General features: G+C 51.8%; 19 protein-coding genes. 14 read left to right on the forward strand and 5 right to left on the reverse strand.

Annotated features, from left to right (window positions below; genetic code table 11):
* Positions 1-7: 7 nt before the first annotated feature.
* The 8 genes from HZ996_03890 (at position 8) to yidD (ending at position 8,079) form a co-directional block, all read left to right on the forward strand.
* A complete protein-coding gene (locus HZ996_03890; protein QTN38317.1) occupies positions 8-436 on the forward strand; it encodes a RidA family protein in 429 nt (142 codons plus the stop codon).
* A gap of 52 nt (positions 437-488) precedes the next feature.
* Positions 489-3,890, forward strand: a complete 3,402-nt coding sequence (locus HZ996_03895) for an isoleucine--tRNA ligase (protein QTN39997.1) — start codon at positions 489-491, stop codon at positions 3,888-3,890.
* A gap of 4 nt (positions 3,891-3,894) precedes the next feature.
* On the forward strand, positions 3,895-4,281 hold the full coding sequence (locus HZ996_03900) for a TraR/DksA family transcriptional regulator (protein QTN38318.1): 387 nt from the start codon (positions 3,895-3,897) through the stop codon (positions 4,279-4,281).
* Between the two features lie 11 nt (positions 4,282-4,292).
* Positions 4,293-4,892, forward strand: coding sequence for a lipoprotein signal peptidase (locus tag HZ996_03905; GenBank protein QTN38319.1), 600 nt, complete (start codon positions 4,293-4,295; stop codon positions 4,890-4,892).
* Positions 4,893-5,002: 110 nt separating this feature from the next.
* The gene (gene folE / locus HZ996_03910; protein QTN38320.1) at positions 5,003-5,689 is read left to right on the forward strand and encodes a GTP cyclohydrolase I FolE; all 687 of its coding nucleotides are present in this window, start codon (positions 5,003-5,005) and stop codon (positions 5,687-5,689) included.
* Between the two features lie 117 nt (positions 5,690-5,806).
* Positions 5,807-7,294, forward strand: a complete 1,488-nt coding sequence (locus HZ996_03915) for a cysteine--tRNA ligase (GenBank protein QTN38321.1) — start codon at positions 5,807-5,809, stop codon at positions 7,292-7,294.
* Positions 7,295-7,297: 3 nt separating this feature from the next.
* Positions 7,298-7,819: a dCTP deaminase gene (locus HZ996_03920; GenBank protein QTN38322.1), complete on the forward strand. Its 522-nt coding sequence runs from the start codon at positions 7,298-7,300 to the stop codon at positions 7,817-7,819.
* Positions 7,816-8,079, forward strand: a complete 264-nt coding sequence (gene yidD / locus HZ996_03925) for a membrane protein insertion efficiency factor YidD (GenBank protein ID QTN38323.1) — start codon at positions 7,816-7,818, stop codon at positions 8,077-8,079. The genes HZ996_03920 and yidD overlap by 4 nt, the downstream gene beginning before the upstream one ends.
* Here yidD and HZ996_03930 read toward each other — a convergent pair.
* Positions 8,057-8,848 carry a hypothetical protein gene (locus HZ996_03930; GenBank protein ID QTN38324.1) on the reverse strand — a complete coding sequence of 264 codons (792 nt, stop codon included), beginning with the start codon at positions 8,846-8,848 and terminating at the stop codon, positions 8,057-8,059. The two genes, yidD and HZ996_03930, sit on opposite strands and share 23 nt — an antisense overlap.
* Before the next feature lie 82 nt (positions 8,849-8,930).
* Between HZ996_03930 and HZ996_03935 the strand changes: the two genes are divergently transcribed.
* The 4 genes from HZ996_03935 to lgt are packed head-to-tail and all read left to right on the forward strand — an operon-like array spanning position 8,931 to position 12,707.
* Positions 8,931-9,707, forward strand: coding sequence for an enoyl-CoA hydratase/isomerase family protein (locus tag HZ996_03935; GenBank protein QTN38325.1), 777 nt, complete (start codon positions 8,931-8,933; stop codon positions 9,705-9,707).
* Positions 9,704-10,861 carry an NAD(P)-binding domain-containing protein gene (locus tag HZ996_03940; GenBank protein ID QTN38326.1) on the forward strand — a complete coding sequence of 386 codons (1,158 nt, stop codon included), beginning with the start codon at positions 9,704-9,706 and terminating at the stop codon, positions 10,859-10,861. Before HZ996_03935 ends, HZ996_03940 begins: the two co-directional genes overlap by 4 nt.
* The gene (locus HZ996_03945; GenBank protein QTN38327.1) at positions 10,858-11,892 is read left to right on the forward strand and encodes a hypothetical protein; all 1,035 of its coding nucleotides are present in this window, start codon (positions 10,858-10,860) and stop codon (positions 11,890-11,892) included. The genes HZ996_03940 and HZ996_03945 overlap by 4 nt, the downstream gene beginning before the upstream one ends.
* A 17-nt stretch (positions 11,893-11,909) precedes the next feature.
* Positions 11,910-12,707 carry a prolipoprotein diacylglyceryl transferase gene (lgt, locus tag HZ996_03950; GenBank protein ID QTN38328.1) on the forward strand — a complete coding sequence of 266 codons (798 nt, stop codon included), beginning with the start codon at positions 11,910-11,912 and terminating at the stop codon, positions 12,705-12,707.
* A 4-nt stretch (positions 12,708-12,711) separates the two neighbouring features.
* Here the strand turns inward: lgt and paaJ are convergent, their stop codons facing one another.
* Genes paaJ through paaA form a run of 4 tightly spaced genes read right to left on the reverse strand, consistent with a single transcriptional unit; the run spans position 12,712 to position 15,204 of the window.
* Positions 12,712-13,197 carry a phenylacetate-CoA oxygenase subunit PaaJ gene (paaJ, locus tag HZ996_03955; protein ID QTN38329.1) on the reverse strand — a complete coding sequence of 162 codons (486 nt, stop codon included), beginning with the start codon at positions 13,195-13,197 and terminating at the stop codon, positions 12,712-12,714.
* A gap of 4 nt (positions 13,198-13,201) precedes the next feature.
* Positions 13,202-13,960: a phenylacetate-CoA oxygenase subunit PaaC gene (gene paaC, locus HZ996_03960; GenBank protein ID QTN38330.1), complete on the reverse strand. Its 759-nt coding sequence runs from the start codon at positions 13,958-13,960 to the stop codon at positions 13,202-13,204.
* A gap of 6 nt (positions 13,961-13,966) precedes the next feature.
* Positions 13,967-14,263 (reverse strand): 1,2-phenylacetyl-CoA epoxidase subunit B, encoded by a 297-nt coding sequence (gene paaB / locus HZ996_03965; protein ID QTN38331.1) that lies wholly within the window; start codon positions 14,261-14,263, stop codon positions 13,967-13,969.
* Positions 14,260-15,204 (reverse strand): 1,2-phenylacetyl-CoA epoxidase subunit A, encoded by a 945-nt coding sequence (gene paaA / locus HZ996_03970; GenBank protein ID QTN38332.1) that lies wholly within the window; start codon positions 15,202-15,204, stop codon positions 14,260-14,262. The genes paaB and paaA overlap by 4 nt, the downstream gene beginning before the upstream one ends.
* Positions 15,205-15,309: 105 nt before the next feature.
* Here paaA and paaK point away from each other — a divergent pair, with 105 nt between their 5' ends.
* Positions 15,310-16,383: a phenylacetate-CoA oxygenase/reductase subunit PaaK gene (gene paaK / locus HZ996_03975; protein QTN38333.1), complete on the forward strand. Its 1,074-nt coding sequence runs from the start codon at positions 15,310-15,312 to the stop codon at positions 16,381-16,383.
* The gene (locus HZ996_03980) at positions 16,376-16,876 is read left to right on the forward strand and encodes a cupin domain-containing protein (protein QTN38334.1); all 501 of its coding nucleotides are present in this window, start codon (positions 16,376-16,378) and stop codon (positions 16,874-16,876) included. The genes paaK and HZ996_03980 overlap by 8 nt, the downstream gene beginning before the upstream one ends.
* The last annotated feature ends 31 nt before the right edge of the window (positions 16,877-16,907 follow it).

The following is a 16,907-nucleotide window of genomic DNA, read 5'->3' on the forward strand; positions in this document are numbered from 1 at the left end:
GTAAACGATGAGCGATTCTTTCGATAGCAGCAAGGCACCTAAGGCCGTAGGTGCATATCCGCATGCCCGAAAAGTGGGCAACCTTCTTTTTTTGAGTGGGGTAGGACCCCGTACTGCGGGAACAGGCCCGCACGACAGCGGAGTCCCCGGCTTGAAATTGGACCACAATGGAAACTTTGAGGAATTCGATTTTGAAGCCCAGGTCCACAGTGTATTTGCCAATGTTAAGGCTATTCTTGAAGACGCCGGAGCGGATTGGGAAGACCTCGTCGACATCACCGTTTTTCTGGTCGATATGAAGCGCGATTTCAAGGCTTTCAATCGCATTTATGCAGAGTATTTTCCTAACAATAAGCCCTGCCGAACAACTGTAGCCATTAACGCGCTGCCAACCCCCATTGCCATTGAGCTAAAGTGCATTGCCGCGGTGCAGTAATCCTCCCCTCAATTTCTTATTTTTGCACGCTTAAGTCCCCGACGGAGAAGCGATTATGAAGAAGTATCCCGAATACGAAAAGCTGGATTTGGCCGGCCTCACGGATGAGGTATTGGCCTTTTGGAAAGAAGAGCGCATTTTTGAGCGCAGCGTCAGCGAGCGTCCGGCCGACAAGCCCTACGTGTTTTACGAAGGTCCACCCTCGGCGAACGGAATGCCCGGTATTCACCACGTCATGGCGCGGACCATCAAGGATATATTCTGCCGGTACAAGACCCTTCAGGGCTACCAAGTCAAGCGTAAAGCGGGTTGGGACACCCACGGCTTGCCCGTAGAGCTGGGCGTTGAAAAGGAACTCGGCATCACCAAGGAGGACATTGGAAAGTCCATCTCCGTTGAGGAGTACAACAAAGCCTGTCGGGAAGCGGTCATGCGCTACACGGATGTGTGGAATGACCTAACGGAGAAGATGGGCTACTGGGTGGATATGGATGATCCCTATATCACCTACGAGAACAAATACATCGAGAGCGTTTGGTGGCTATTGAAGCAGATCTACAATAAGGAGATGCTGTACAAGGGCTACACCATTCAGCCCTACAGCCCAAAAGCGGGAACGGGACTCAGCTCTCATGAGCTCAATATGCCCGGGACTTATCGGGATGTAAAAGACACCTCCGTCGTGGCCCAGTTCAAGGCCGTCCGAGACGAACATGCCTCTATGCTCGAGGGCATCGAAGGCGACGTTCACCTGCTGGCTTGGACGACCACCCCTTGGACCTTGCCATCCAACACCGCATTGACCGTTGGACCCAAGATCGATTACGTCTTGGTCAAAAGCTTTAACCAGTACACCGGCGAGCCTATCCAAGTCATTTTGGCTAAGCCGCTTTTGGGCTATCAGTTCAGTGGCAAATTTGTAGAGGCGGAGAACGAAGGAGACCTTCAGTTCAGCCTGGGAGAAAAGAAGATCCCCTTTTTGGTGACCAAGGAGTGGAAAGGAAGCGAGCTCGTTGGCCTGCGCTACGAGCAACTTCTGCCCTATGCGCAGCCGATGGACAATCCATCGGAAGCCTTCCGCGTGATTCCCGGAGACTTCGTAACGACCGAAGACGGAACGGGAATCGTACACACGGCGCCGACTTTTGGTGCGGACGATGCTAAGGTGGCCACAGATGCCGGTGTTCCTCCAATGCTGGTCGAAGACGAAAATGGGAACCCAGTGCCGCTTGTTGACCTTCAGGGCCGATTCCGTCCGGAGATGGGTGCGTTTGCCGGGAAGTATGTCAAGAACGAATACTATGCTGAAGGAGAGGCTCCAGAGAAGTCCATAGATGTAGAACTGGCCATCCTCCTTAAAGAAGAAAACAAGGCCTTCAAGGTCGAGAAGTACGAGCACAGTTATCCGCATTGCTGGCGGACCGATAAACCAGTACTCTATTACCCATTGGACTCCTGGTTCATCAAGACTACGGCCGTCAAAGACCGCTTGATCGAACTCAACCAGACCATCAACTGGAAACCGGCCAGTACGGGGACTGGTCGTTTTGGAAACTGGTTGGAGAATTTGAATGATTGGAACCTCAGCCGAAGCCGCTATTGGGGAATCCCCATTCCCATTTGGCGCACGGAAGATGGATCCGAAGCTCTGTGTATTGGATCCATGGAAGAGCTCAAGGCGGAGTGCGATAAAGCCGTTACGGCTGGAGTTATGGCTTCGAACCCATTGGCAGACTTCGAACCTGGAAACATGTACGAAGACAACTACAACGTCTTTGATCTGCACAAAAGCCATGTCGACCAAATCACCTTAGTGAGCAGCACCGGTGCTCCTATGACACGGGAGGCGGATTTGATCGATGTTTGGTTCGATTCAGGTTCTATGCCCTATGCTCAGTTGCATTACCCCTTCGAGAACAAAGAGCTGATTGATAACCGCGAATTCTATCCGGCCGATTTTATCGCTGAAGGGGTAGATCAAACCCGCGGATGGTTCTTCACTCTACACGCCATCGGGACCATGGTCTTTGATAGCGTGGCCTACAAAAACGTGGTCTCCAACGGGCTGGTATTGGACAAGAATGGACAAAAAATGTCCAAGCGATTGGGCAACGCCGTTGATCCATTCAAAACCCTGGGAACCTACGGAGCGGACGCCACCCGTTGGTACATGATCAGCAATGCTCAACCATGGGACAATTTGCGTTTTGACCTCGACGGAATCGCAGAAGTACAGCGCAAGTTCTTCGGAACGCTGTACAACACCTACGGATTCTTTGCCCTCTACGCGAACATCGACGGGTTTGACGATAGTGAAACTGAAGTGCCGGTTGCGGAACGCGCTGAAATTGACCGCTGGATCATCTCAGAGTTAAACACTCTGATCAAAACGGTGCAAGAAGCGTACGATGACTATGAGCCAACGCGTGCTGCCAGATCCATCAGCTATTTCGTTACCGAAAACTTATCCAACTGGCACGTGCGCCTGAGTCGTCGCCGCTTCTGGAAAGGCGAGTTTGGTCCGGACAAGCACGCCGCTTACCAAACGCTCTATCGCTGCTTAAAAACCGTGGCAAAGCTCATGGCACCAATCGCACCATTCTTCGCTGAACGTTTGTTCCGAGATTTGAATGGGGTAACAGGTAAAGAGGCTCATGACAGTGTACACTTGAGTCAGTTCCCGATCTACCACGAAGGCCAAGTGGACCACGATCTGGAAGAGCGTATGCGCAATGCCCAGACCATTACGAGTTTGATCTTGAGTCTGCGCAAGAAGGAGAAAATCCGTGTTCGCCAACCACTGCAAAAAGTGATGGTGCCCGTCTTGGACGATCACAGCGCTAAACAGCTTAGGGCTGTTCAGGATCTAATCCTCTCTGAAGTGAATGTGAAGGAAATGGAATTGATTTCTGAAGAGAGCGGAATTTTGGTCAAGAAGATTAAGCCGAATTTTAAGATATTAGGGCCTCGCTACGGCAGACTCATGAAACAGATCGCCGGAGCTCTGAGCCAGTTTGATCAAGATCAGATACGCGAAATTGAGCGTGCTGACGTTTATCAGCTGGAAATCGACGGAGAAACCGTTACTTTAAACAAGGATGATGTAGAGATCACCAGCGAGGATATTCCGGGCTGGTTGGTTGCATCTGAAAATGGCCTTACGGTTGCCTTGGACGTGACGTTGACGGACGCTTTGAAAGAAGAAGGTACGGCACGAGAATTGGTAAATCGCATCCAGAACATCCGAAAGGATTCAGGATTAGAGGTTACGGATCGCATCACCTTGGAGATGAAAAGTCACCCGGCTCTAGAAGCTGCAGTACAGAACAACAGGTCGTACATCTGCAGCGAAACACTAGCCGAAGACTTAGCGCTGGTCACCGAGCTATCAGAAGCCGGTACATCAGTGGAATTTGAAGATGTTGCGACCGAGATATTGATACAAAAAGTGTAGAGTTATGGCAGAGAATGTAAAGACACACTACAGCGACGAGGAACTAGCGGAGTTCCGAGATATTATTTTGGAAAAGATTGCCAAGTCTGAGGCCGATCTCGCTGCAATCAAGGCGACATATGTCAACGATGTCAACAACGGAACCGACGATACTTCTCCCACATTCAAGGCATTTGAAGAGGGTTCCAGCACTATGAGTAAGGAAGCGAATGCTCAATTGGCCAGTCGCCAAGTGAAGTTTATCCGTGACCTCAAGAACGCCTTAGTCCGCATTGAGAACAAAACCTACGGGATTTGTCGCGTTACCGGAAAGCTCATCAGTAAAGAGCGTTTGAAGCTCGTACCTCATGCAACCATGAGCATCGAAGCCAAAAACATGAGCAAGCGCTAAGGCGCCTTCCTTTGAAAAAAGCGTACTTCATTATCGCCGCAGTACTCCTGATCGATCAAATCGTCAAGGTGTACGTCAAAACGAACTTTTACCTCGGGGAAGAGGTTCGCGTATTCGATTGGTGGCGCATTCACTTCACGGAGAATAACGGCATGGCCTTCGGACTCGAATTCGGAGGCGTATGGGGAAAACTCGCCCTCAGCCTATTTCGAATTGGTGCCGTGGTCGCCATTGGCTACTACCTCAAATCACTGATTGATAAAGGAGCGAAAGGAGCGGTTGTCGTGGCTTTCTCACTCATCATGGCGGGTGCCTTGGGGAATATTTTGGATTCGGCCTTTTACGGATTGCTCTTCAGCGAAAGCTATGGTCAGGTAGCGACCTTTCTACCGGAAGGTGGTGGTTATGCCGGCTTCCTTCAAGGCCAAGTGGTCGATATGCTCTACTTCCCACTTTGGAAAGGGTATATGCCCAATTGGGTTCCTTTTTGGGGAGGGGATTACTTCGTCTTTTTCCGCCCCGTTTTCAATATCGCCGACAGCGCCATATCGATTGGTGTAACCTTGCTTATTCTCTTCCAGAAGCAAGCCTTCTCCGCCATGGAGTCGTAAAACGGCTTTCTTTGTATCTTTGCAGCCCTATTTCATTCAGCCCCAGGGCTTGAGCAAAGGATCATCAAACCTTTCGGCCCGTAAGGCGTTTGTACGGAAAAGCAGAACACATGAGCTTGAAACAAGATATAGATACGACGCGTCAAGAGATGGAAGACATGGGAGATCACCATGCTGCCGGGGATTATACCCGAACGCCCTTACGCGATGATGCCTTTGATCTGAGTGATGACCAGAAAATGGACATCATTTCGGAAAAGGTGTACGACATCATGCACACCCTTGGGATGGACATGACGGACGACAGTCTGAAAGGCACACCTTTCCGGGTGGCTAAAATGTACGTTCAGGAGATTTTTGGGGGCCTACGGCCCGAAGAAAAACCGAAGATGTCCACCTTTAACAACACCTATCAGTACGGTGAAATGCTCGTGGAGAAGAACATCACGCTGTACTCCACGTGCGAGCACCATCTCTTGCCCATCGTTGGGAAGGCACATATCGCCTACATATCCAGCGGGAACGTTATCGGCTTGTCTAAAATGAACCGTATTGTGGACTACTACGCCAAGCGCCCACAAGTTCAAGAACGCCTTACCATGCAGATCGTCAAGGACCTGCAAGAGGCGCTCGGAACAGAGGACGTGGCCTGTGTGATTGATGCGAAGCACCTCTGCGTGAATTCACGCGGTATCCGCGATATCGACAGCAGCACCGTGACGGCGGAGTACGGCGGAAAATTCCAAGACCTCGAAGTACGAAAAGAGTTCTTGGATTATATCAATATGGAATTGTAATTTGGTCTCAAGATTTGATCCTATGAAGATCCTCACTTCTTACTTTTGCAGCTGTTGCTGTTGTTGCTGATTCTCCTTTTCTGAATCGTTCGTTCAACAACCGCAAAACCAGCTATTATGGATCTGACCAAAGAATTTCCTTTAACCGTATATAACTCGCTCGGACGCGAGAAACAAGTTTTCCAACCGATCAACCCGCCCTTCGTGGGGATGTATGTCTGTGGCCCTACCGTTTATGGTGAGCCACACCTGGGACATGCCCGCGCAGCCGTGGTTTTCGACATCGTATTCCGTCACCTGAAGTACCTCGGGTACAAGGTGCGCTACGTTCGGAACATCACCGATGTGGGGCACTTGGAAGACGAACTCGCCGGAGCCGGTGAGGATAAAATCACCAAGAAGGCGCGTTTGGAGCAGCTCGAGCCCATGGAGATTGTACAGAAGTACACCTATACCTACCATGAGGCCTATGCCAAGCTCAACACCTTGCCGCCGAGCATCGAGCCGAGTGCAACCGGACATATTCCCGAGCAAATCAAGATCGTTGAAACCATCTTGGAGCGCGGTTATGCCTACGAAGTGGACGGAAGTGTCTACTTGGATATGGCCAAGTACGTCAAGGACTATCCCTTTGGCCAGCTTTCAGGTAAAGTACTGGAAGACCTCCAAAGTGGAAGCCGAAGCTTGGACGGCCAAAGTGAAAAGCGCGACCCTAAGGATTTCGCGCTTTGGAAAAAGGCCAAGCCGGAGCACATCATGAAATGGGACTCGCCCTGGGGCGAAGGCTTCCCGGGTTGGCACCTCGAGTGTACAGCTATGAGCTCCAAGTATCTTGGAGAGACCTTTGATATTCACGGTGGAGGAATGGACCTTCAATTCCCGCACCACGAAGGAGAAATTGCGCAGAGCTGCACAGCCTTCGGGCATGCCCCAGTGAAGTACTGGCTGCACAACAATATGCTCACCCTCGAAGGACAGAAGATGGCCAAGAGTAAGGGCAACTTCATCAACTTCGAGGAAATGACCACGGGAAACCACGACTTGCTCGAGCGAGCGTACTCACCGATGATCATTCGTTACTTCATGCTTCAAGCCCACTACCGCTCGCCTATCGACTTCTCCAATGAAGCGCTTCAGGCGGCCGAGAAGGGATACTTGAAGATGATGCAGGCCATGGATGACATGGACCGCATGAAAGCAGGGGAAAAGGACGAGTACGACGCCTCCGCGTGGAAAGAACGTGCTCTTGCCGCCATGAACGATGACTTCAATACGCCCATCTTAATTGCTGAGCTTTTTGACGCTGTGCGGGTCATCAATTCCAACATTGATGGCAAGTTGAGCTTGACTCAGTCCACCATTGAGGAGATGAAGGTTTTCTTCCACGCCATGGTCGAGCAGGTGCTCGGTCTGGAACGAGAAGATGCCGGAGCAGGAGACGATGGATCCCTGGAGGGCGTGATGCAGTTGCTGATTGAGTTGCGCAACACCGCAAGAGCCAATAAAGACTGGGCGATGTCCGACAAGATTCGCGATCAGTTGAACGAGCTCGGTATTCAGTTGAAAGACAGTAAAGAGGGGACCTTCTGGACCCAAAACGGATAAGCTATGATTCTTTCTGGAAAGCAAATTCTCGCACACATGGGCGAGGACATCAAAATCGACCCCTTCAACGAAGGACAGTTGAACCCCAACTCGTACAACCTCCGCCTCCACAACGAGGTGCTGGTTTATGACAACGAGGTGCTGGACATGAAGTCGGAGAATACGGCCACCAAGATGGTGATTCCGGAAGAAGGTCTTCTGCTCGAAACCGGAAAACTCTATTTGGGCCGAACCATTGAGCACACCACAACGGAGAGCTTTGTTCCCATGTTGGAGGGTCGCTCATCCATCGGTCGCTTGGGCTTGTTTGTCCACGTGACGGCTGGTTTTGGTGATGTGGGCTTCAGCGGATATTGGACCCTTGAGATGTTCTGTGTACAGCCGATTCGCATCTACCCGGGCGTGGAAATCTGCCAGATTTTCTACCACAGCATCGATGGTGACTTTGAGAAGTACAGCTCCAACAAGTACCAGCACAACAAAGAGGTGCAGCCCAGTATGCTGTATAAAGACTTCGAGAAGTGAAAACGGTTAGGGCCATCATCCAGGCGCCCTTCATCTTCCTAATTCGGGTATATCAACTCGTTCTTAGCCCGCTATTACCGCGCAATTGTCGACATACCCCGACCTGTTCGGCCTACACCATTGAAGCCATTCGCGAATGGGGCGTGATCAAGGGTATTTGGCTCGGTTCCAAGCGCATCGCGCGTTGCCATCCCTGGGGAACGTCAGGCTATGACCCGGTGCCTAAACGGCACGATGCTAGTTCAGGAACTGAAGGTTGATTCCGGTAAAGATTTGCACTTGGGGCTGGAGGGCTCCGGCGGAGAGCATGGAATACTGCGGCTCCACAAATAGGTTGCAGACTGTATCACCGATGCGCACTACCTTTCCTATGCCCAAGGCAAAAGGCACGTGATAGGCATTCGCTTCAAGATTAAACACCCAAATAGGGGCACCGCGCAAGTAATTCCCTTTTCCAAGCTGCCAAAAGTAAAAGGGCTGGAAGGCTGCAATGCTGGTGCTGGTTCCGGCATCGTTCTCCGAAATGGAGGTTTGGTAGGTAATGAGGCTTCCAAACTGAAAAGTTGGGTTCTTAGCGATGAAGGCTACGATGGCCACACCGGCTTGCCATTGGTCTGCACCCAAGAGATCGTCGGTTGCCGTAGGCGCTACGAGGAGTGGTCCAGCTCCAATGGTGGCGGTGGGTTTGGAAACAAATTGATAGGAGAGGAAGGCGTTGATGTCTCCTAAACCGGAGGTCGTTGAAGCTCCTTCGAATCCGAGTTGAGTGGAGACAGTGCTGATAGGAGCGGATACGCGTAGCAGAAGACGTCCATCGGAAAAGGGCTTGGCAAAGCGCACCCAGGTATTGTTGAGGTAGCTATCGCTCGTGGCGTCCGTCAATCGCGGTACGTAGTAGTTGTGAAAGTTGAGAGCGGTCATATTGGCTAGTGGATTGTTGGCCTGTGCATTGGCGGATTCTTCGTCTTGAGCCGAAAGAGTGAGAGCGGTCGACAGAAGTACGACCAATAGGAGGGTTCGATTTTTCATGCCAAGAAGTTACGAAAAAGCCGACCAGACGATTCGAGGAAGCCCCGTCATATTCATACATTTGAGCAAACCCTCACTGCACATGGATTCTATCCTTTTTGAACAAGTGGGCGCAGTTGGCGTGATCCGACTGAATCGGCCCGATAAATTCAACAGTTTTAATCGCCCGATGGCCATGGCGATGCAAGAGCGATTGGACGCCTGCGAGGCAGATCCGAGCATTCGCGCCATCTACATCATTGGAGAAGGCAAGGCCTTTTGTGCGGGTCAAGATTTGGCCGAGGCCATTGACCCGGAAGGCCCGGAGCTGACGAAGATTGTGAGCGAGCATTACAACCCCATCATAAAGCGCATCCGTCGAATTCTCAAGCCTGTTGTGGCGGCGGTCAACGGGGTGGCTGCTGGAGCCGGAGCCAATATCGCGCTGGCCTGCGATGTCGTTGTTGCAACGGAAAGCGCCTCCTTCATTCAAGCTTTCAGTAAAATCGGTTTGATTCCGGATAGCGGAGGAACCTTCTTCTTGCCACGTCTTATTGGATTCCAGAAAGCCAGCGCCCTCATGATGATGGGCGACAAGGTAAAGGCCGCCGATGCCGAACAAATGGGTATGTTGTACAAGGTGTTTTCGGATGAAACCTTCGCGGAAGAATCCATGGCGATTGCCACAACGCTGTCGCAGATGCCGACGCAGGGATTGGGCTTGACCAAATGCGCCTTGAATCGCAGTACGCGCAACAACTTGGACAAGCAATTGGAGCTCGAAGATGAGCTGCAGACGCGGGCGGGAGGAACAGAAGATTATGCGGAAGGCGTCAATGCCTTTTTGGAAAAACGCAAACCTGAATTCAAGGGAAAATGAAGATAGGAGTTGTAGGATCAGGATCGATGGGCAGCGGTATTGCCCAGGTAGCGGCCCAGAGCGGGCATGAGGTGGTGGTGTTTGACATCGCGCCGCAGGCGCTTGAAAAGGCCGATGCGAAACTTCAGAAAATATTGGCTCGTTTGGTCGAGAAAGGCCGAATGAGTGCGGAAGAGATTAGCGCCCTTCACGGGCGGATATCCTGGGTGAGCGATCTTCAGGCCTTTGCGGGTTGTGGACTCATCATTGAGGCGATTGTGGAGCGCATGGATGTAAAGCAAAAGCTGTTTCAGGATCTTCAAGCGATTGTGGACGATCAGTGCATCTTGGCGACCAACACTTCGTCTCTGTCCATTGCGGCTATTGCCAGTGCTTTAGAAAAGCCGGAGCGGGCCATCGGTATTCACTTTTTCAACCCAGCGCCGTTGATGCCACTGGTCGAGATTATTCCGGCCGTTCAAACGGCGCCTGAAGTGATGGATGCCGCGCGCAGCTTGATTGATTCATGGGGAAAGGTCACCGTATTGGCGAAGGATACCCCGGGCTTTATCGTGAACCGCGTGGCGCGTCCGTTTTACGGAGAAGCGCTTCGTATCTATGAAGAGGGCTTCGCAGATTTTGCCACGATCGATTGGGCCATGAAGGAGCTGGGAGGCTTTCGCATGGGACCCTTTGAATTGATGGATTTCATCGGGAACGACATCAATTACGCGGTGACCGAAAGTGTGTTTGCAGCCTTCTATTACGATCCACGGTACCGTCCGAGCTTCACCCAAAAGCGACACTCAGAAGCGGGCTGGCTGGGGCGCAAAACGGGTCATGGGTACTACGACTACGCGGATGGAGCGTCGAAACCTGAACCCAACACGGATCGTGAATTGGGCGAACAGATTGTCTGGCGTGTGCTGGCGATGCTCATCAACGAAGCGGCCGATGCGCTCTATTTGAATATCGCCACGAGAGACGATTTGGATTTGGCCATGACCAAGGGCGTGAATTATCCGAAAGGACTATTGGCCTGGGCGGATGAGAAGGGGATTGAGCATACGTTGAAAACTCTGGAACGCTTGCAGGCGGAGTACGGCGAAGACCGATACCGCCCAAGTCCCTTGTTGCGCAAGATGGCGCGCGAAAACAAGAAATTCTATTCATGAGGAAGGGGGCCGCTGTTCTGGTCTCTCTCATCCTGGCACTGACCCTCAGTGCCCAGGAATTTCATTTTGAGCTGGACCGATTGCCTCAGGATATGACGGTCAGGGCGGTGGAAGCTTGGAATGCCGACGTCTTTTGGATGGGGGGTGACGAATTTCGCGTGGCCAGTACCTATGACGGTGGGCGGACTTGGCGTGTAGATACCTTGGTACCTCCAGGCGAGATCGCAGAACCCTTGCAGTATCGGAGTATTGAGATGCTGGACGATAGTACCGTACTGGTCCTTTCGGCCGGTAGTCCGGCGGTGTTGTGGCGAACAGAAGATGCCGGTCAAAATTGGTCCATCGCCTGGAGAAAGGATGATCCCAAGGCCTTTATGGACGCCCTGCGTTTCTCGAGTGAAGGCTACGGCTGGATGTTCGGGGATGCCTTTGACGGAGCCTTGGCCATTTACCGGTCCATCGATCGAGGGGCGTCGTGGAGTCGTATTGACCCGGAGCTTTTACCTGAAGCGTTGCCCGGGGAAGGTGGCTTTGCGGCAAGCGATCAACTCATCGCCTTTGGAAAGGGCTGTACCTATTTTGCCACCGGAGGAATCAACAATCGACTGCTTCGAACCTGTGATCAAGGGGTAAGCTGGGATGCGGTTTCCACGCCCATGCCGCAAGGGCTGGAAATGGGTGGTCCCATGGGACTCACTTTGACGGACTCAGTGGGGTTCATGGTCGGGGGAAATTGGGCGGAACCTGAGGCCAATATTCAAAGTATGGGACGGACCTATGACGGTGGCGAAACATGGGTCAACTTCATGCCCTCGAACAATCCGGGTCATCGGACGGGCGTAGTGATACATCGTGCCGTAGGCACAAATCCCGCTTTAATTGTGGCGGGGCGTTCGGGGGTCGATATACTTTTTGACGGGGAGTGGAGTTCTGTAACGGAGCGGGGCTTTTACACGGTAGTACCGGTGCCGGGAACCTCGCGTTATTTGTTGACGGGCAAGGGCATTTGGGCCGTGCTCGAGTGGTATTAATTTCTACCTTAGCGCCTATGCTGGCCTACATTACTTGGACCATTGAACCTGAGATCTTTCCGAACGTGGACTGGCTGCCCGTGCGCTGGTACGGACTCATGTTTTCCTTCGCGTTTTTCTTCGGCTACACCATTGTGCAGCGCATGTTCGTTCATGAGAAATTGAATGAGAAATGGCTCGACGGCCTGCTCATTTACATCATGGTGGGAACCATCGTGGGTGCGCGTCTCGGGCATGTATTCTTTTACGATTGGGAGTACTATTCGCAAAACCTTGGTGAGATCGTCATGATCAACAAAGGAGGCTTAGCGAGTCATGGAGCCGCGATTGCGATAATTCTGTCGCTGTGGTTGTGGTCGCGGCGTTATTCTAAGAAATCGGTCCTCTGGATACTGGATCGCATTGTGATCGTGGTGGCCTTGGGTGGCTTTTTTATCCGAATGGGGAACCTATTCAACCACGAGATCATTGGTGTGGCCACCGACTTGCCCTGGGCCTTTATCTTCACCAAGGCCTATGTTCCTGACCCCTTAACGCCGCGCCATCCGGCTCAGCTTTATGAAGCGCTGTGCTACCTCGGGATTTTCCTGGTCATGATTCGTCAGTACTACCGGACCAACAAGAAAGACCTTCAAGGGTATTTCTTTGGTTTCTTTTTGGTAGCCATTTTCGGCGTGCGCTTCGTGATTGAATTTGTGAAGGAGAACCAAGTGGAATTCGAGGAAGGGATGGCCTTGAATATGGGTCAATGGCTCAGCATACCGGCCGTCATGGTGGGTGCTTACTTCATGTATCAGGCCAAGGAGGTCAAATAGTCCCCTACAGACATTTAAAGTAATCGAAAGGCTCTAGGCAGTCGTTGCATTGGTACATGGCTTTACACGCCGTGGAACCGAATTGACTGACCATACGGGTATTCTCGGATTTACACTGCGGGCAACGTACCGCATCCGGTTCTCCAAACAACGCTTTCTTATTGACACTGCCTGCGGCAGGAGGGGCTATTCCGTACTCTTCAAGTTTGCGGCGGCCGTTCTCGGACATCCAATCCGTGGTCCACGCGGGGTCCAATACAGTTTTCACTTCGGCGTTTTCATAGCCGTGTTCGGCGAGCTTGGCTTTAATCTCTTCTTCGATGGTATTCATGGCCGGACACCCGCTGTAGGTTGGTGTAATGGTCACCGTGGCCTTACCATTGTCCAAGGCAACATCGCGCACCACGCCGAGATCGACGACCGTGAGCACAGGAATCTCCGGATCGCTGACCTCTTCCATCCATGCCCAGATGTCTTCGGTCGCGCTCATCGGTTTACCATTTAGCGTTGGGAATACTGCGTTGCAGGTACTGGAGCTCAGAAAGTAGGTAGCCCAAGTGCTCGGAATGAACGCCTTTTCGACCACCGGAATGCATCCATCCACTTTCGGGAACATCCAGCGTAGCTTCCGTCAGAATTTCACGGACTTTGTTTTCCCAGGCGGGTTTGAGGCTCGCCAAGTCAGGAGCGATGCCCACTCCCACTAAGGTCTCATCCACATCATCCATCTCGAACATTTCGCCCGTGTAGGCCCAAAGGTCATTCAAGGGTTCTTGTACGCGGCGATGACTTTCTTCTGTACCGTCGCCCAGGCGAATCATCCACTCGCTGGAATACCGCAGGTGATAGGTCACTTCTTTAAGGGACTTCGTGGCAATCGCTGCCAATTGCTCATCACTGCTTTCCGTCAAGCGCTCCAACTGAAGGTAGTGGAAGACGTCAAAAAGGAACTGACGTACAAGGGTTCTCCCGAAGTCCCCGTTGGGGAGCTCGGTCAACAAAACGTTTCGAAATTCACGCTCACGACGGAGATAGGCCAAGTCGTCCTCGCTTCTTCCTTCGCCCTCTAGTTCTCCGGCATAGCTCAGGTAGCTCCGGCTTTGGCCGATGAGGTCCAAGGCCACATTGATCAAGGCGATGTCCTGTTCCAAAATGGGGCCATGTCCACACCACTCGCTTAGGCGGTGACCTAAGATCAGGCTATTGTCACCCATGCGAAGGGCGTAGTGAAAAAGGGCTTCTTTGATTTCCATAGTGGCTTACATGTGACCGACTTCCTTCGGAATGTCGTAGAAGGTCGGGTGTCGGTAAACTTTGTTGTCCGCTGGCTCAAAAAGACTCTCACCTTCCGTAGGATTGGAGGCGATGATGTGCTTCGACTCGACGACCCAAATGCTGATGCCTTCTGATCGACGGGTATATACATCACGAGCATTTTCTATAGCCATATCGGCATCTGCCGCGTGCAGAGAGCCTACGTGTTTGTGGTGCAAACCACTTTTGCTGCGGATGAAGACCTCCCAAAGAGGCCAATCACTTGGTTTTGATTCGCTCATGCGGTTTCGGCTTTTCGCTGACGACGTTTTTCAGCATAGGCATTGGCCGCTTCACGCACCCAAAGCCCTTCTTCTTTTGCTTTCAAGCGAGCAGCCACACGTTCCTTGTTGCACGGCCCGTTCCCTTGAATCACATTGTAGAACTCTTCCCAATCGATGGGACCGAAGTCATAGTGACCGCGTTCCTCATTCCACTTGAGTTCGTCGTCAGGTACACGCAATCCGATGAATTCGGCCTGCGGTACAGTTTTATCGACAAATTCCTGACGGAGTTCGTCGTTGGTTTTTCTCTTGATCTTCCATTGGATGCTGCGTGCACTGTTCGGCGAGTCTGCATCGTTGGGCCCAAACATCATCAGCGATGGCCACCACCAGCGATTCAACGCATCTTGAGCCATTTCTTTCTGCTCTGGAGTTCCGTTCGCCAAGGTCGAGATGATCTCGTACCCCTGACGTTGGTGGAAGCTTTCTTCTTTACACACCCGAATCATGGCGCGGGCATATGGGCCATAGGAGGTACGACACAAGGGTACCTGATTTTGGATCGCCGCTCCATCAACCAACCAACCGATGGCGCCGATATCGGCCCAAGTCACGGTGGGGTAATTGAAAATACTGGAGTATTTCGCCTTTCCCGCGTGTAAATCATCGATGAGGTCTTCGCGCTTGGCACCGAGTGTCTCGGCTGCGCTGTACAAATACAGTCCGTGTCCTGCTTCGTCTTGAATTTTGGCCAACAAAGAGGCTTTACGGCGAAGGCTCGGTGCACGGGTAATCCAATTGGCTTCGGGAAGCATGCCCACAATTTCGCTGTGCGCGTGCTGCGAAATCTGGCGAATGAGTGTTTTGCGATACGCTTCTGGCATCCAGTCGCGCGGCTCAATTTTTTCTTCGCGATCGATTGTCGCTTGAAAGGCAGCTTCCAGTTTCATTTCGTCCATAGTGTAGGGCTTGAACCAGTTTACAAGTATACGAAAAACGGTCGAGGGCTAAGAATTGTTTGATGGGTGTAAAACCCTATTTTTGCTGGACTTAACCGACGAAACATGCCTCAATTCCACACCCTCAAGGTCAAAGAAATCCGACGTGAAACAGAAGAATGTGTCAGTCTGCAGTTTGACGTGCCGGATACCTTGGATGCCGACTACCGATATATTCAGGGACAATACCTGACGTTGAAGACGGAAATCGACGGTGAAGAAGTGCGTCGTTCCTACTCCATTTGCAGCTGTCCATTAGACAATGAGTTGCGCGTTGCCGTCAAGGCGGTGCCGATGGGAAAGTTTTCGACCTTTGCGAATGAGGTGCTTCAAGAGGGGGATGCGCTGGAGGTCATGACGCCGATTGGAAAGTTCTACACGGAATTGAAGCCGGAGCAGGCCAAGCATTATGTGGCCTTTGTTGCCGGTTCGGGAATTACGCCAGTCATGTCCATCATGAAGACTGTGCTCAGAACGGAGCCCGACAGCCATTTTACCCTGTTTTATGGAAACAAGAATTTCGACAGCATTATATTCCGCGATGAAATTGAGGCGCTCAAAAACGATTACCTAGACCGCTTAAGCGTGTACCATTTGCTCAGTCGTGAGCTTACGGACGCACCTCTGTTCAACGGACGGTTAGATGGGGAAAAGGCAGCGCAATTCTGCGATCGTCTCTTTGATTGGAAGTCGATTGATGAGTTTTTCCTCTGCGGCCCTGGCGAAATGATCATGGATATCAAGGACACCTTGATTGAGAAAGGAGTCGACAAAAAGAAAGTCCACTTTGAGCTCTTTACTACGCCCGGACAGGCAAAAGCAGTGCACAAACCTATGGTGGAAAAAGCGCCGGAGGCTTACGACGCTCAGGTTCAAGTGACCCTGGATGGTATGACCTATGCGTTCGGACTGGATGAAGACGGCCCCAATATCTTGGATGCAGCCCTCCACCACGGAGCCGATGTTCCTTTTGCTTGCAAAGGAGCCGTTTGCTGTACGTGCAAAGCCAAGGTGATGGAAGGAAAAGTCGAGATGGACTTGAATTATGCCCTGGAAGAGGATGAGCTCGAAGCAGGATATGTACTGACTTGTCAAGCGCACCCGCGCAGTGAGAAGGTTGTAGTTAGTTTCGATGACTAGGGTAGAGGAATTGGTGGAATTGCTCCACCTCAAGCCCCATCCAGAGGGAGGCTTTTTCCGGGAGAATTACCGGAGTGAACGCTACATCCCAGAAGACGCCTTGCCGCAAGGCTATGGCGGAACTCGAAACCACAGCACGGCCATCTACTTCTTACTTCCAGCCACGACGTTTTCGGCATGGCACAGAATCAATCAAGATGAGGTGTGGCATCACTACGAAGGAGGCACCATCCGCATACACATGATTAGCGTCATCGGTACCTACGCCTGTGTAGAGGTCGGACCAGACTTGAAAAGAAACCAGGAATTTCAGGTGATCATTCCCGGACAAACATGGTTCGCGTGTGAGGTCCTAGATCAGGATTACGCCTTAGCGGGTTGTACGGTAGCCCCCGGCTTCAGCTTTGCAGATTTCGAATTGCCTAGCCGTCAGCAACTACTCGATCGCTTTCCACAGCATGCTGAAATCATCACGCTCTTGACTCACGAATAAAAAAAGCCCCGGACTCCTCCAGGGCTTTCTC

It is taken from the genome of Cryomorphaceae bacterium (assembly GCA_017798125.1).
In the GTDB taxonomy this organism is placed as follows: Bacteria; Bacteroidota; Bacteroidia; order Flavobacteriales; family ECT2AJA-044; genus ECT2AJA-044.